Origin of the sequence: Anabaena sp. 90 (genome assembly GCF_000312705.1) — a bacterium.
GTDB classification, from domain to species: Bacteria; Cyanobacteriota; Cyanobacteriia; order Cyanobacteriales; family Nostocaceae; genus Dolichospermum; species Dolichospermum lemmermannii.
The window spans coordinates 2463970-2479692 of sequence record NC_019427.1 but is presented as its reverse complement, the minus strand read 5'-3'; the positions used below and the strand labels follow the sequence as shown (position 1 = coordinate 2479692).

Genomic DNA, 15723 nt, shown 5'->3' with positions numbered 1-15723 from the left:
TGCGGAGCGCTTCGCTATCGCACTTTATCAATCTAACATACGAGCGATTCCTAGGTCGCGCTTCGCTATCGCACAAGAGGAGCAATTACTAGGTTATGATTCATCCTGTAAATATCCAATTCTTGATCTTAGAGTATTAAATAAGCGATCGCAATAAGGAGAAGCTTGACGAACCTGAGTTACATCTAATGATTCTAATAGTTCAGAGGCGTGTTTTATTTTGTGATATTCTCCCTTAGTAGTTCTACCAGTCGCAGTTTTGAGAGTAGGTTCTAAATTATCTTTTGCAATAGTTTCCACATTAGCATTTTTGGGAATAGCATTTTCTTTAAAACCTTGGCCATAAAATTTTTTCAGCGTTGCAAAATCAGCAATAAACCAAGCTTCCATTGTTTGTACCATTAAATGACAATTATCATCATCAACTTCTGTTGGTTTATCCCAATTATCTCTAAATTTTAAATGTTCCCAAGGAGATTTTTTATTTACAGGTGCTTCAGCATCAACTAATAATACATTAAAAGCATCAGGATGAGATTTTAAAGCATTTTTGAAATCACGGAAAGCATTATTCCGAGTACCACACATAATGATATTCCATTTAATGTTTTTGGTTGTTGCTTCCTTTACTAATTTTAAAAAAAACTTACTAAATCCTTTTCTAAGTGAAGATTTCTGATTTTTGGAATCTCCACCACCTTCTATATAAATTCTAATCTCTTTTACCATCTGTTTCCACCTATTTCACCCATCCGCCACAAATCACCTAAAGTATAATTTTCTAACCAGTCTTTGAGTTTATCTGGTTTAAGTCTCCTTAAATGAGTTCCTGTATCATCTCTTTCACAAACTACTACAGATTCAGGATATTCACTCAACGCAGAAACCAAAGCATCAGAATGAGTTGTGACAATTAATTGAGTTCTCTGAGATGCTTCAATTAACAATTCTGCAATAGTTGGTAAAATATCTGGATGTAAACCTAATTCGGGTTCTTCAATACAAATTAGTGGTGGTGGAGTAGGATCTAAAAGTAAAGCCATTAAAAACAAATATCGCAATGTTCCATCAGATAAACGAGTTGCAGGAATTGGTTGAATTACACCTTCTTCCCGAATAAATATTTGTGCAGTACCACCGTATATTGTGACATCTAATTCTTCTGCTGGCTCATAAAATTTTTTGAGGCATTCAATGACTTTCCTAATACCTATTCTGTGTTGTAAATCTTTTATAAATAAACCTAAATTGCTCGTATCTTCTAGTAAAGGATGTTGAGGTAAATCAGTAGGTTGAGCCTTTCTTGGTTCTGAATCTCTTCCCATTTGCCAGTAACGATATAAGCTTATTTTAGAAAATTCTGTGCTTAAATAAGAAAGTTCTGGATATCTATTTGGATCTTTTATTTGAGATAAAACTGATTGATCTGATTTAATTGAATGTAGTTCCAAAAGTTGTTCACTTCGTCTTTCCTGTCCTGATAAGGGATCTTTATCTCTTACTGTAAAAGAACGAAATCCATTATAATTGTTAAGATAATAAAATTGAAAACCTTCTTTTCTCGTTTCTGGTTCGATAAATTCATCCACTAAATCAAATCTTTGATTATATGTGGTAAAACTAAGCGTATAATCAAGTAAAAGTGACTCTGATTTTTGAGGATAATCAACAGTAATTTTAATTTCTGCTATCGGAGTATCTTTGTTACCTTTCCATAAAAACTCATTAATACCTCCACTTTTACGAAAAGGCACAGGTAAATCTGTCGGTGTTGCTTTTAAAATTCCAATAGCTTCAATTAAATTAGATTTCCCAGATGTATTAGCACCAATTAACACATTTAGCGGTTGTAGTTCTATTTCTTCCCCCGCATTTCCATAGGAAAGAAAGTTTTGTAATTTGATTTTATGAATAAATCTTTTACCTTCCATTTACTTCTCCTAATATTAAATAAAACTATATTGTTGCGAATATTTTGGGTAAGGAATACACAATTATTTATGTTTTGCGATAGCGTAAGCGCTGACTTGTCAGTTCGCTTAATGGTAGTTTGAATATCTGCTCTTTAAGTTCTTGTAACAACATAGATAGCTCCTATGCTTGAATGGTTGTCTAATATATGTTGTCTATTCAGTATATTATAAACGATCGCACTTTATCAATCTAACCTACAAACGATTCCTAGGTCGCGCTTCGCTATCGCACTTGATCAATCCAACCTACGAGCGATTCCTGCGGAGCGCTTCGCTATCGCACTTTATCAATCCAACCTACGAGAGATTCCTAGGTCGCGCTAGTTCCCTCCGGGACGCAATGCGTTCGCTATCGCACTTTATCCATCTAACCTACAAGCGATTCCTAGGTCGCGCTTCGCTATCGCTTGACATTCAAAACAGTCGCTACAAACTTTTGGGGACTCATTGGTGATTTAAAAGTGTTAGTATAAATAATTCCCAAAAGTTCACAAACTTGATATAATGGACATAAAGACTATTTAGTGAGGTAATAATTATGTTATCAACTGATGTCAGTAACCCAGCCCTAAAGGGACTGGGCTTGCAAGAATAATCAAGCAAGCCGTACTGACCAGACCACCCTGAGTCTACTCTCATGGTAGCCGTTATTTGAGTCACGACACCCACCGAATGCGTTGCCAGTTCCCTGCTCTGTCGCTTGTGATTAAACAGTTCTAAGGTCACTGGAACAGTGTTGCAAGCTCAAGCAAGCTCTTATAACAGGTCGAGGCTAACATTACCCCAGAAATGGGAGTTGGTTTCCAGATTCCAATCAAAAATCTGGTTTCAATTTTAATATCCACAGCGGTTAAAACCGCTCGTGTCGTTTCCCTCTCAGGTCTAAAGACTCTGAGTTTCCCACTTACCGGGTATTCTTATGAAACAAGAATCAATAATTAAGAGAATTGAGAATGTTGTTGCTATTTTAATGGAAGAACGTCCTTTATTTAAAGAGGATCTAAATTATACGAAAATGGTTCAAGATTTAGTAAAAGTATTTAAAGAAAACTTTTCTTTAGAAGAATTTAGTCAGATATCAGAAGAAAGTCTTAAAAAGCGTTGTAGTGGTATCATGGCTCTACACCTTTTGGCTAAAATAGGAGAGGATTTTACTCCTGAACAAATGGCAATTTTTGATGATGCAGTTAAAAGAAAATAGAAAATTTATGAATTATTTATTAGATACTAATATTGTTTCTTTAGCACTCAAACAAAATTCCCAAATTCTTCACAAGATTACAATTAGTGAGTCTAAGGAAGAAAAGATTTTTATTAGTTGTATCACCTATTTTGAAATTAGGCGAGGTTTTTTAGCGGTTGATGCACCAAAACAAAGAGCAAGATTTGAGGAATTTTGTCAAGAATATCCGATTATTTTCTTAGATGATTTAGCAATTTTAGAAAAAGCTGCCCAAATTCATGCTAATTTGAGATTAAGGGGTGTACCAATTCAAACTGAAGATGTTTTAATCGCTGCTACTGCTATTCTTAAAGATTTAATTGTGGTTTCTAATGATAGTGATTTGGCCAGAGTTGAGGGTTTAAGTTTAGAGAATTGGGTAGAATTATGATGATTAAATTATTTTTTGGCTGATGTATTTAAAACTGTAGGTTTGGTTAAGCTGTTATTGGGTTTTTCGCATTTGGTCAGGGTGTAAGTGGCGAACTCGCACTTTATCAATCTAAGCTACGAGCGATCGCACTTTATCAATCTAACCTATGAGCGATCGCACTTTTGTTCAATTAAAAATAAGGTGCGTTACATTCATTAACGCACCCTACAAGATCGGCTACCAAAGAGCTATCAAATTATTTAGCCTGCCTGATGTAGTCCGCTACACTCGTTTGCGTTGAAAAGAAAGCGAATAACGTAGACTTATCTTCATCTGGCAGACTTTCTAGCCATCCCAGAGCCTTTGGCATGTTGTTAAATTTCTTCCACGTATTTTCGATAATGAATTGGGATTTAAGAGGAGGAATTAATAGTTCTACGGGCTTCAAAGTATTAAGTCCTAGTTCATTGTCATGTCCAGCAAAATCAATAAGCTTCTTCAAGGCAAGTACTAATCCCGATCCTCCCAGAGCGGTTAGTATCCATTTGGGAAATCCTGATATTCCGCGTTTCTTAAGCTCACCAGCAACAGTATCTGACGAAACAGCACCGAGGGTAGCTTCCGCAATGAAATCAATAATGGGGTTAATCATGGTATTCGTAATTTCCGAAGAAAGTCTAACTAGTAGTTATTAGATGGAAATTTTCTGTATAACACACCCAGATTTTACCCTGGTTATGTTAACTCAGTAAATGAAATAGTTATAATCAATTATACCCTACCATAACGCCTAGGTAATAGCAAGAAAAATTCTGGATATCGTCAATATCCGGGTATTATACGGAATCTTTCGGGCTATCCACCCAAATGGGCGTGTTATACAGAATTTTTCGGACTATTCATCTGAGTTGTACGCAACCACAGTAGTTTGAGCTTATTTCTCGCTGATATCCAGAATTTTCCTGTAAAATGCCAAAGTTCAGATGTTAATTGTCAGATGATTGTAATTTAATACCCAAAACCTGAGTATAAGCACCTCTAGCTTGAGTCACCCCAATTGTACGCTGTGCTGATTCTATCATCGGCCGACGCAAACTCACTACAATGAACTGTGCCTGTTCCGCCTGTTGTTTAATCATTCTCGCTAATCGTTCCACATTTGACCCATCTAAAAACATATCTACTTCGTCAAAGGCGTAAAATGGAGAGGGACGATAACGTTGTAGGGAGAAAATAAAACTTAATGCAGTTAAGGATTTTTCTCCCCCTGACATAGAAGCAAGCCGTTGGACGGGTTTACCTTTGGGGTGTGCGACTAGGTTTAAGCCACTGTTAAAAGGATCTTCGGGATTATCTAGTTGTAAATAACCGTCACCATCGGAAAGAATAGCAAAGATTGATTGGAAATTTTCGTTTACTGCGTCGAAAGCTTCTTTAAATGCTTTTTGACGGAGGGTGGTAAAGTTTTCAATTCTTAATAATAATTCTGTCCGTTCCCCTTCCAAAGTCTCTAATTTTTCGGTAAGTTCTTGAAGACGACTTTGGACTTTATCGAATTCTTCCAAAGCTAACATATTCACAGGTTCCATTGCCTGTAAACGTTTACCTAAACTCCGCAATTCTTTTTGTAAGTCTTCTAAATCAACTTTATTGGGAACTTCTGGGAGGGGACTGGGTAATTCTGCACCTAAATCTCGCAATTGGTTTTGTAGTGCTGTTAAATCTTCCCGGCGTTTTTGTTGAGTTTCTTGCAGTTTCTCTATTTCCCATTGTAATTGTTGTTGACGCAATAAGAGCGATCGCAATTCGGTTTCTGCTGTATCTCGATTTTTCTTTTCTTCCCCTAAATTTTCTTCTAATTGACCCAATTTAGCCTGAATTGCAGTAATTAAATTATTCAATTCTTCAACTTGACTATTAACTGTTGCTTGTTGCTGTTTTCCTGTCGTTTCTTCTTGTTGATATTGAATAACTCTGGTTTGGGATTCTTCTATTTTTTCTTGTAATCGTTGTTGTTGATTTTCGAGATTTTTTAATTGCTGTTGAACATCTCTTAACGCTGTTTCCCGTTGTTGTAATTCCTGTTCTTGGGTTTTAATGATAGCTTGGATTTGTTGCCATTCGCTGGGAGTTTGGGAAGATTCCAACTCAGCTAAAGTATGTCTCAATTGTTGTAATTGAGTTTCTTGTTCTGGTAATTCCCGATCTAAAATTTCTAACCGTGATTGTGCAGAGGTGAATTTTTGGGTATTTTGGGAAAGTTGAGAACGAGTATTTTCTAACTGCGTTGTTAAACTCTTAATCTCTTTCTTTAACTGTTCTAAATATAGTTGTTGTTCCCTGCGGACTTGACGTGCTTCCGTTAATTCTAAAGTTAATGTTTTAGTGCGAGTTCCTAAATGAGAAATTGCTTCTCCACAACGTTCTAAAATCCGGTCAATATCTATTAAGCGAGATTTCAAATTAGCGACTTCCTGAGATTCCCCGGCTTCACCGTTATCAAAGCGTAAAGACGAACGTTGACTGCTACTACCTCCAGTCATGGCTCCGCTAGTTTCTAATAATTCCCCTTGTAAGGTGACTATGCGATATAGACCCATGTTTTTCCGAGCTTGGGCAAGAGTCGCAAATACTACCGTTGCCCCAAAAACATAGGCAAATACATCATGATAACGGCGATCGCATTCTACCAAATTTACCGCATAATTAACAAAACCATCAGCTAAACGCAGAGTTGCATCCTGGGTAAATTTCGGGACTTTAATCTTATTTAAAGGTAAAAAAGTTGCCCTCCCTGCCCGTTTTTGTTTCAACAGTTCAATGCCCGCAGATGCCACACTATCATCTTCAACCACAATATGCCCCAAACGTCCACCCGCAGCCATTTCCAACGCTGTTTGATATTTGGGATCTACCTTACCCAACTGCACCACTAAACCACATAAACCGGGCATTTCCGACTGTAAAATCACCTTACTTGCTTGTGTTCCTTGTATTTCCTGTTGCGCTTGAGTTTGTGCCTCTAACTTATCTAATTGACGTTGTTTATCTCGTTGTTCTTGTAAAAGTCGCTTTTGGGTATCTTGTTGAATTTGTAACTCTTGTTCTGTCGCAGCGAGATTTTCAGCTAAATTTTGAATAGGTTGAGTAGAAGCATTAAATTCCGTTTCCAGACGCGCACATTCAGCTTGTTTTTGGGCTAATTCGGGTTCTAAAGTCGCAATTAACTGAGATTGTTCAGAAATCAATTGTTGTAATTGAGTATTCCGTTCCTGTAATTGCGCTTGTTCAGTGCGTTGCGGTTCAAGAGTATGCAGCAAAGATTCCATTTGCCGATTTAAAGCTGTTTGTTGTTGTACCCAAGCTTCCGAAGCTGAGGCAATTTCCGCAGCAGCTTGACGAGAAGATTCTAAATTTTGTTGGGCGGTGTCACGTTCTGTTTGTAGAGACGTTACATTTACCGTTTCTATATTTTGTTTTTTCTTAGCTTCCTCTAAAGCCAGTTGATATTGTTGAATTTCTTGATAAGTTTGATTTAACCGTCTTGTAGATTCTTGAATAGATGCTTCTAACTCCCGTTGTTGACGTTGGAGTTGTTTCCGTTCCGCTTCCTGAGTAGCGAGATTTGATTGAACAGAGAGAAGTTCCTCTTCCCCCAAAGCCTTTACCCGGAGATTGAGTTGATCTAATTCAGTAGTTTTTTGATCAATTTGAGAATTAGTTGTATTTAACTGAGTAGTAAAATCACTGAAATTGCGATCGCCCTCTTGAACTTGTGCAACTAGCTTTTCTTGCTGTGCTTGGAGAGAACGCCAAGATAATACAGATTCCCAAGACTGCTTTTGGATAAATTCAACTTTCAATAATTGATACTTTTCCGCCTTAGCCTTATCTTGAGACAGGCGATCGCATTGTATACTTAACTCAGTCTGAATAATCCGACAACTATCCTCCTTATCCTTCACCTCATCCAAAGTAGACCTAGCCTGGACAATTTTCCGATCATAAGTCGCCACCCCAGCCAACTCATCAATAATTTCCCGACGTTCCCGCGCATTCATGGAAATGATGCTGGTAACATCCCCTTGCAATACTACATTATACCCTTCAGGATAAATCCGTAACTCCTCCAAATCCTCATGTAACTCAGTCAAAGTACAAGCCACACCATTAATATAATAATTCGACGTATACCCCCCCTGCTGAGACACCCGCAACCGCCGAGTAACACTCCACTCAGACGATTTTGGATTTTGGATTTTAGATTTTAGATTTTCCCCTACTTCCCCTACCTCCCCTACCTCCCCTACCTCCCCCACTTCCCCCACTTCCCCCACTTCCCCCACTTCCCCCACTTCCCCCACTTCCCCCACTTCCCCCACTTCCCCCACTTCCCCCACTTCCCCCACTTCCCCCACTTCCCCCACTTCCCCCACTTCCCCCACTTCCCCCACTTCCCCCACTTCCCCTACCTCCCCCACTTCCCCTACCTCCCCCACTTCCTCCCTCCGCGCCTCCGCACCTCTGCGAGAGACATCCGAAATATCAAAAGTCACAGTTACACTAGCTTCCAGCGCCGAACGCCCCTTATGTTTTTGAGCATTATTCACCAAATCCGGTAAACGTTCCGCCCGCATACCCTTAGAACTAGCCAGTCCCAAACAAAACAACAAAGCATCTAGAATATTTGACTTCCCAGAACCATTAGGACCAGATATGACGGTACACCCCGGTAACAAAGGGACAGCAGTAGTCCCACCGAAGGATTTAAAATTGGTAAGTTCAACGCGCTTGACATATACCATGAGGCACTGGTTAACTGTAAACTGGGTTAAATAACTAAGTGTACCAATTATTTATCATTTCGTGACCAAGAAAGAAGGGAAATTTGGTAACTAAATGTATGGCAACAATATATTTTAAACGAACCACAGAGACACAGAGGACACAGAGGGAAATACAAGGGGGTTGTTTACATCTGGTTTAAAATTGCTATATGTTAAGTTGCTCATAGATGTATTTATGGAAATTCAAACGCCAGATTGGGTTAAACACGCGGTTTTCTATCAAATCTTCCCCGACAGATTTGCTAGAAGTCAGCATTCCCGTCACAGCTTCTTAAATAATAGCAATTTAGAAGTCTGGGATGCACCACCTACATACCAAGGCTATAAAGGTGGTGATTTGTGGGGTGTGATAGAACGATTAGACTATATCGAAAGTTTAGGGGTGAATGCAATTTACTTTACACCCATTTTTCAATCTGCTAGTAATCATCGTTATCATACCCATGATTATTACCAGGTTGATCCGATGTTGGGGGGTAATCAGGCTTTGCGAGTATTAATAGATGCCGCCCACGCCCGCAATATGAAAATAGTTCTTGATGGCGTATTTAATCATAAAAATACCCGGTAAGTGGGAAACTCAGACACTTCAGTGCTAAGAGGGAAACGACTCGTGCGGTTTTAACCGCCTTGAATATTTTTTCATTACCGCCTTGGAGTTGGTAAATTCGGTGTACTTTTGTAATGTACTTTCAACGGGACAATTACCGATTCAAAATTCCCAACTCTGTACGCATAATGTGTTGCTCCGAAGAGCCTCCCATTTCTGGGGTAATGTTAGCTTCGTCAATGTTTTAAGAGCTTTTTAGACTTGCAACACTGTTTCAGTGACTTTAAAACTGTTTAATTGCAAATGACAGAGCAGGGAACTAGCTACGCATTCCGGGGTGTCGTGACTCAAAAAACGTAGTCAGTGAAGACTTAGACTGGTCAGTACAGCTTGCAATTTCTTACAAGCTCAGTCCCTTTAGGGCTGAGTTACTGACTCTAGTCGAGGCTTTTTCTTTTTCCATGATGTGTTAGAAAATGGTTCTAATTCTCCTTGGGTAAATTGGTTTAAAATTCAAGATTGGCCGCTTGCCCCTTATGATGGTAATTTACCTGCTAACTATGATGCTTGGGCGGGGATTCGCTCTTTACCAACCTTTAATCATGATCATCCAGATGTGAAGGAGTATATCATGAAAATTGCCGAATATTGGCTGGAATTTGGCATTGATGGTTGGCGGTTAGATGTGCCTTATGACATTAAAATTCCGGGTTTTTGGCAGGAATTTCGCCAACGAGTTAAAGGTATTAATCCTCATGCTTATATTGTCGGTGAGGTTTGGACAGATGCCCGTGAATGGCTCGATGGTACACAGTTTGATGGGGTATTGAATTATTTATTTAATGAGGCAGTGCTGGCGTTTGCAGTAGGCGATAAAGTAGTATTAGAATTCGTAGAATCTCAGAGTTATTATCCCTATCCTCCTTTAGATGCGGCTGGTTATGCAGCCAAAATTCACAGCCTTTTGGAACTGTATCCTTGGGAAATTCAACTAACACAATTAAACATTCTCAGTAGCCATGACACAGCCAGATTAATTAGCATTGCTGACGGTGATCAAGCAAGTGTAGAATTATGTAATCTCTTATTATTCACATTTCCCGGTGCGCCTAGTATTTACTATGGTGATGAAGTGGGTTTACCTGGAGGAATAGATCCTGATTGTCGCCGTGTTTTCCCTCCTGAATCTGACTGGAATTCCAAAATTTTAAATACTCATAAACAATTAATTGCTATTCGGCAAAATTATCCGGCTTTGCGAATTGGTAAATACCAAGTTCTCTATGCAAAAGAAACAGTTTATGTATTTGCGCGAATTTTAGAAAGTGAAGAATTAATTATTGCTGTGAATATAGGAACTGAAACTATTACAGTCAACCTAGATTGTAGTAGTTTACAAAGTCAACCAAATCAAGTTTTATTTGGGAATGGGGAAATTATCTGGAAAGAGGAAAATGTTTGTTTAATTATTCCTCCCCGTAGTGGTTTGATTTGGGGATAATTAAGAGGTTGTTTGAAAACTTTTTCGTGTGGGATCTGATCCCCCTAAATCCCCCTTTCCAAGGGGGACTTTGAGGAATTTAGCCCCCCTTTGTAAGGGGGGTTGGGGGGATCTCGATTAATTCTGATACTTTTCAAACATCCTCTAAAAAATATTTATGCGTGATATTTTTTTTGCTGGTGGTGGGTATTCTATATTGTAGGAGTGATGCTGCAATTTGGATAACAGCAATTTTTGATACATGGCTACTTCAGGAGATGATTATTTAGTTCAGCGCGGTAAGCAGATTGAGCGAAAGAAAAGAATTGTTACATATATTGGAATGGTTTCATTTGGTGGTTCAATGTTGTTTGGAGGGGTTAATACCATCAAACAGGCTTGGGAAAAACCAAAGCAAGCAGTAGTTCAATCTGCTGAGACTGATTTACAGAAACTGGTTAAGGGGTATGAGTTGGTTTTACAACGTGAACCAAATAATCAAACTGCACTTGAGAAGTTGTCTATGATTCGATTGCGAATGGGGGATAATAAAAGTGCGATCGCTTTGATGGAAAGGTTGGTAAAATTACATCCACAGAGACAGGATTATCAAACTGTTTTAGCGAATACAAAGAAGACAATAGGAAAATAAAAATCATATCAGAATTGTTTATAATATAGTTTGATGAGATATAAAACTATATCTCGTCTTAGCTAACACCAAACATATTCTTCCAAAATGGAAAATTATGGACACCCTGAAACTTGCTCCTTCAACACAGTTACCAGATCATACTCAATTACCCTGTGAAGATGGAAATTTCGTGAAAAATTTTCAAGAACATCCTCAAAGTATTCTGTTAACAGAATCTATCTGGTCAAAATTACAAACAATTCATCCAGATAAGCAATTTTGCATAGGACAAGATAGCGGTATTTATTGGCGGATTACAGAACCACCAGAACGAGGTGCAGAAGCGCCAGATTGGTTTTATGTTCCTGATGTGCCACCGGCTCTAAATGGTCAAATGCGCCGTTCTTATGTGATGTGGCAAGAATTAGTTGCTCCCCTAATTGTCATTGAATTTGTATCAGGTAATGGTAGAGAAGAAAGGGACGAAACTCCATATCAAGGAAAATTTTGGGTTTATGAAAAAGCGATTAGAGTACCTTTTTACGGTATTTATGAAGAAAAGAAATCATTATTAGAATTATATCATTTAATCGAAGGACAATATCACCTGATGCCACCTAATGCAAGGGGTCATTATGTGATTGAAAAAATGGGTGTTGAATTAGGAATTTGGCAAGGAACATATAAAAATGTCGAGTTACCTTGGTTAAGGTGGTGGGATTTAGCAGGAAATTTCTTGTTAACAGGAGAAGAACAAGCTGAACAAGAAAAACAACGGGCGGAACAGGAAAAACAACGGGCTGATAAATTAGCAGCGAAATTGCGAGAATTAGGCGTTGAATTTGATGATTGAGTAATCTGATATGATGTAAAACCTCTATCCCGCAAGGAACTCAAGTTCCTTGCTAATAGCGAAAGTCATCTAAAGATGACTAAATATTAGGAAAGTTTATTAGTCCGTTTTAACGGACTTGAACTATGAGACTGGGAATTAATTCCCAGGCGGGTTATGGGTTTTATTCCTTAAATACAAGGTATGGAAGCGGTGACTGCGGTGAGTATGTAGAGAAGAATCAATTGCGTTTCTAAAATCACTTGGATATTTGTTAATAATTGTATCATAAAATATGGATAGATTATAGCAGGAGTCAAGGGATTGATACTGACATTTTCATGTCAATTGTAAAGATCTGTGAAAATTAACATTAGTATATCCAGAAAGTGATAGATTTTTGGAAATTGTGGGTACTCTCTATATATAGGTAGGGGTAATTGAGGGGGTTAGGGGACAAAGCAAGCGATCGCTTTGATGGAAAGGTTGGTAAAATTACATCCAGACAGACATGATTATCAAGCTGTTTTGGCGGATGTGAGGAAGAGAATGGGGGAAAGTAAGATTGATCACTAGTAAAATTTAATTATTAGGGTAAGTAAATAAGAGTATGACTATGAATATATTCTAATTACTTCTAATCATAATGTTCGTAATGGGTATGCTATTTTTAAAAAAACGTCTATGAAGCAAACTAGCTATAATAACATTCGGTCTGCTGTTGAATCTGTTAAAGGATTCATGATTCCTGGACAGGAAGAATTCCTTTTCAATAAGGTGGTGTCACTACCTGAAGACGCAGTGATAGTAGAAATTGGTTCATTTAAAGGTCGCTCGACAGTTGCTATGGGATATGCTTGCATAGGAACAAAGCGAAAAATTTATTCAATTGATACATGGGATGGCAATGATTCTGATTTTTCTGAGCGGCAATTTTTTGAAATTTGGCAGCATAATGTTAAATCGAATGGTCTAGAAGAATATGTAATACCCTTACGTGGATACTCTCATGATATAATAGGTCGTTGGCACGAATTTACAGGTGGCAAAGCTATTGACTTTATATTCATTGATGGCTCTCACCAATACCTAGATGTCTTAAAAGATTTTGAAATGTCTTTTCCATTGGTAAAAACCAGTGGCTGGATAGCATTCCATGATGTTATACATACTTGGATTGGACCAGAACGTGTATGGCATAAAACGGCTAAATTTTATTTAGAAAATCACGAATATTCGTCCAGTTTAGCTTGTGGGCAAAAAGAAATCAACGCTATTTCAACACTAACATTAGCAATTAACTTTTTTACCATTGTTTTGAATGGGCAACCATTTATTCAATATCATATAGAAGTCTTAAAACAACTTCCATTTAAATGGCATTGGCATATTATTGAAGGCGTAGCTGACTTAAAACACGATACAAGTTGGAGTGTACAACTTGGTGGAAATATTAGTGACGAACTTCATAAAAATGGTCGCAGCTATGACGGTACTAAAGAATATCTGGATGAACTAGCGAAACTATATCCAAATAACATTACAATTTACCGTAAACCCGAAGGCGCGTTTTGGGATGGTAAAAGGGAAATGGTGAATGCACCGCTTGCTAATATTCAAGAAGAGTGTTTATTATGGCAAATTGATGTAGATGAACTGTGGACATTAGAGCAGATTTGTACTGTTAGAGAACTGTTCATAAGTAACCCTGAAAAAACTGCTGCATTTTATTGGTGTTGGTATTTCGTTGGGGAAAAACTCATAATCAGTACCCGTAACTGTTATGCACAAAATCCTCAGCAAGACTGGTTGAGAACTTGGCAATTTAAACCTGGTGCATTTTGGGCAGCACATGAACCTCCCATATTAGTTAAATCTCTTCTAGATGGAAAACATCAAAATATCGCAGCCATAAATCCTTTTTTACATAATGAAACTGAAAAGAATGGTTTAGTGTTTCAACACTTTGCCTATGTAACACTAGAACAATTACAATTTAAACAAGAATACTATGGCTATAGTAATGCTGTTTCTCAATGGTTAGCTTTACAAGCAAACAATGAATTTCCCACTTTGCTGCGAGATTATTTTGCATGGGTAGGAGATGAAACGAGGGTAGACCTGGCTGAGTCTTTTGGTATTGTACCAATAGCACAGAGAGCCACTAATAGTAATAATTGGAAGTTTTTACAACCAGAAGAAGTAGAGGAACAAGAAAATAAAATCCAAAAAATAAAACCAACTATTCTTATTGATGGTGTCTTTTTCCAACTATATCAAACAGGAATCGCTAGAGTATGGCAAAGTCTTTTAGAACAATGGGCAAACACAGAATTTGCTAGTCATATTCTAGTCTTAGATAGAGCCAATACTGCGCCTAAAATTAACGGTATTCGTTATCGGACAATTTCCGCCTACAACTATAACAATACCGAAGCTGATAAACAAATGCTGCAAGATGTTTGTCATGAGGAATCAGCAGATTTATTTATTTCCACCTACTACACCACACCGATAGAAACACCTTCGGTATTTATGGCTTATGATATGATTCCCGAAGTATTAGGAGGAAACTTAAATGAACCTATGTGGCGTGAAAAACATAACGGTATACAACACGCATCATCTTATATTTCCATCTCTGAACATACAGCCAAAGACTTACATAAATGTTTCCCTGATATACCCTTAGAATCCATTACTGTTGCTCACTGTGGTGTAGATCCTCTTTTTTCTCCTGCTTCTGAAAAAGAAATTAATACTTTCAAACACAAGTATGGTATTAATAAACCTTATTTTCTCTTGGGTAATTTACAAGGATATAAAAATTCAATTCTTTTTTTCCAAGCCTTGAGTCAATTAGTCAATAAACAAAGTTTTGATATTATTTCTACTGGCACAGGCAACCAATTACCTTCAGAATGGCGACAATATATCCCAGGGTGTACTTTTTATGGACTGCAATTAACTGATGAAGAATTGCGATTAGCTTATGCTGGTGCAGTAGCTTTAGTTTATCCCTCTAAATATGAAGGTTTTGGAATGCCAGTAATAGAGGCTATGGGCTGTGGTTGTCCGGTAATTACCACCCGTAACGCTTCCCTTCCCGAAGTCGCAGGAGCAGCAGCTATTTATATAAATGATCATGATGTTATGGGATTAGCAGATGCTTTATGTGAAGTCCAAAAACCCAGTATCAGAAATAGTTTAATCAATGCAGGTTTAGCACAGGCTAAAAAGTTCTCTTGGAGAAAGATGGCTGAAACTGTTAGTAATGCTTTAGTTAATGCAACACAGTTATCTTTAAACCTCAGAGATATTAACTTAATTATATTCCCAGATTGGTTACTACCAGAAGATGAACTAGGTTTAGAGTTACAAGAGGTGATTCAAACATTAGCAAATCATTCTGAAAATAAAAAAATTACTCTGATTATCCACACAGGTAATATTGCTATTGAAGATGCAGAAATGTTTTTATCTAGTGTAGCTATGAATCTGTTAATGGAAGATTTAGATATTAGCGATACCATAGATATTTCTCTGGTAGGTAAACTAGGGGATATGCAATGGCAATCTTTATTACCCCGCATTTATGGTAGAGTTATCTTGAGTAATGAAGCTAAAATAAATTTAGCACAAATACCAGTTAGTAACTTAGAAAGTTATCCATTGGATAGTTTGATAAGTCAATTTTAAGAGTCTTAGAAATGTAGGTTGGGTTAAGCAATAGTGCAACTTTTGATTCTTTTTGATAGCTGAAGTCCTTGTATTTCACTCAACCAAGAACCGCTGTATCAAATCCAGTTACT

Annotated in this window: 10 protein-coding genes and 1 pseudogene; 7 read left to right on the top strand and 4 right to left on the bottom strand. The window is 37.7% G+C overall.

The features are described from left to right. Positions 1–93: 93 nt before the first annotated feature. A complete protein-coding gene (locus ANA_RS10810; RefSeq protein WP_015080099.1) occupies positions 94–729 on the bottom strand; it encodes a DUF4276 family protein in 636 nt (211 codons plus the stop codon). Continuing rightward, positions 723–1931, bottom strand: coding sequence for an AAA family ATPase (locus ANA_RS10805; RefSeq protein WP_015080098.1), 1209 nt, complete (start codon positions 1929–1931; stop codon positions 723–725). The genes ANA_RS10810 and ANA_RS10805 overlap by 7 nt, the downstream gene beginning before the upstream one ends. A 961-nt stretch (positions 1932–2892) precedes the next feature. Between ANA_RS10805 and ANA_RS10800 the strand changes: the two genes are divergently transcribed. After that, positions 2893–3174: a hypothetical protein gene (locus tag ANA_RS10800; RefSeq protein WP_015080097.1), complete on the top strand. Its 282-nt coding sequence runs from the start codon at positions 2893–2895 to the stop codon at positions 3172–3174. A gap of 7 nt (positions 3175–3181) precedes the next feature. Continuing rightward, positions 3182–3586, top strand: coding sequence for a type II toxin-antitoxin system VapC family toxin (locus ANA_RS10795; RefSeq protein WP_015080096.1), 405 nt, complete (start codon positions 3182–3184; stop codon positions 3584–3586). Between the two features lie 238 nt (positions 3587–3824). Here ANA_RS10795 and ANA_RS10790 read toward each other — a convergent pair whose 3' ends face one another. Together ANA_RS10790 and smc are read right to left on the bottom strand one after the other, a co-directional pair. Further along, positions 3825–4220: a hypothetical protein gene (locus ANA_RS10790; protein WP_041457961.1), complete on the bottom strand. Its 396-nt coding sequence runs from the start codon at positions 4218–4220 to the stop codon at positions 3825–3827. A gap of 334 nt (positions 4221–4554) precedes the next feature. Beyond that, positions 4555–8373 carry a chromosome segregation protein SMC gene (gene smc / locus ANA_RS10785; RefSeq protein WP_015080095.1) on the bottom strand — a complete coding sequence of 1273 codons (3819 nt, stop codon included), beginning with the start codon at positions 8371–8373 and terminating at the stop codon, positions 4555–4557. Between the two features lie 217 nt (positions 8374–8590). Here smc and ANA_RS10780 point away from each other — a divergent pair, with 217 nt between their 5' ends. The 5 genes and pseudogenes from ANA_RS10780 to ANA_RS10760 all read left to right on the top strand — a co-directional run bounded on the left by ANA_RS10780 (position 8591) and on the right by ANA_RS10760 (position 15610). After that, complete coding sequence (locus ANA_RS10780; protein WP_041457959.1) at positions 8591–8986, top strand: alpha-amylase family glycosyl hydrolase; 396 nt, start codon at positions 8591–8593, stop codon at positions 8984–8986. Between the two features lie 415 nt (positions 8987–9401). Further along, positions 9402–10466 (top strand): annotated as a pseudogene (locus tag ANA_RS10775) (alpha-amylase family glycosyl hydrolase); the annotation flags it as partial. A 241-nt stretch (positions 10467–10707) separates the two neighbouring features. Then, on the top strand, positions 10708–11097 hold the full coding sequence (locus ANA_RS10770; protein WP_015080094.1) for a tetratricopeptide repeat protein: 390 nt from the start codon (positions 10708–10710) through the stop codon (positions 11095–11097). 97 nt (positions 11098–11194) lie between these two features. Further along, complete coding sequence (locus tag ANA_RS10765; protein WP_015080093.1) at positions 11195–11932, top strand: Uma2 family endonuclease; 738 nt, start codon at positions 11195–11197, stop codon at positions 11930–11932. 663 nt (positions 11933–12595) lie between these two features. Beyond that, positions 12596–15610: a class I SAM-dependent methyltransferase gene (locus tag ANA_RS10760; RefSeq protein WP_015080092.1), complete on the top strand. Its 3015-nt coding sequence runs from the start codon at positions 12596–12598 to the stop codon at positions 15608–15610. The last annotated feature ends 113 nt before the right edge of the window (positions 15611–15723 follow it).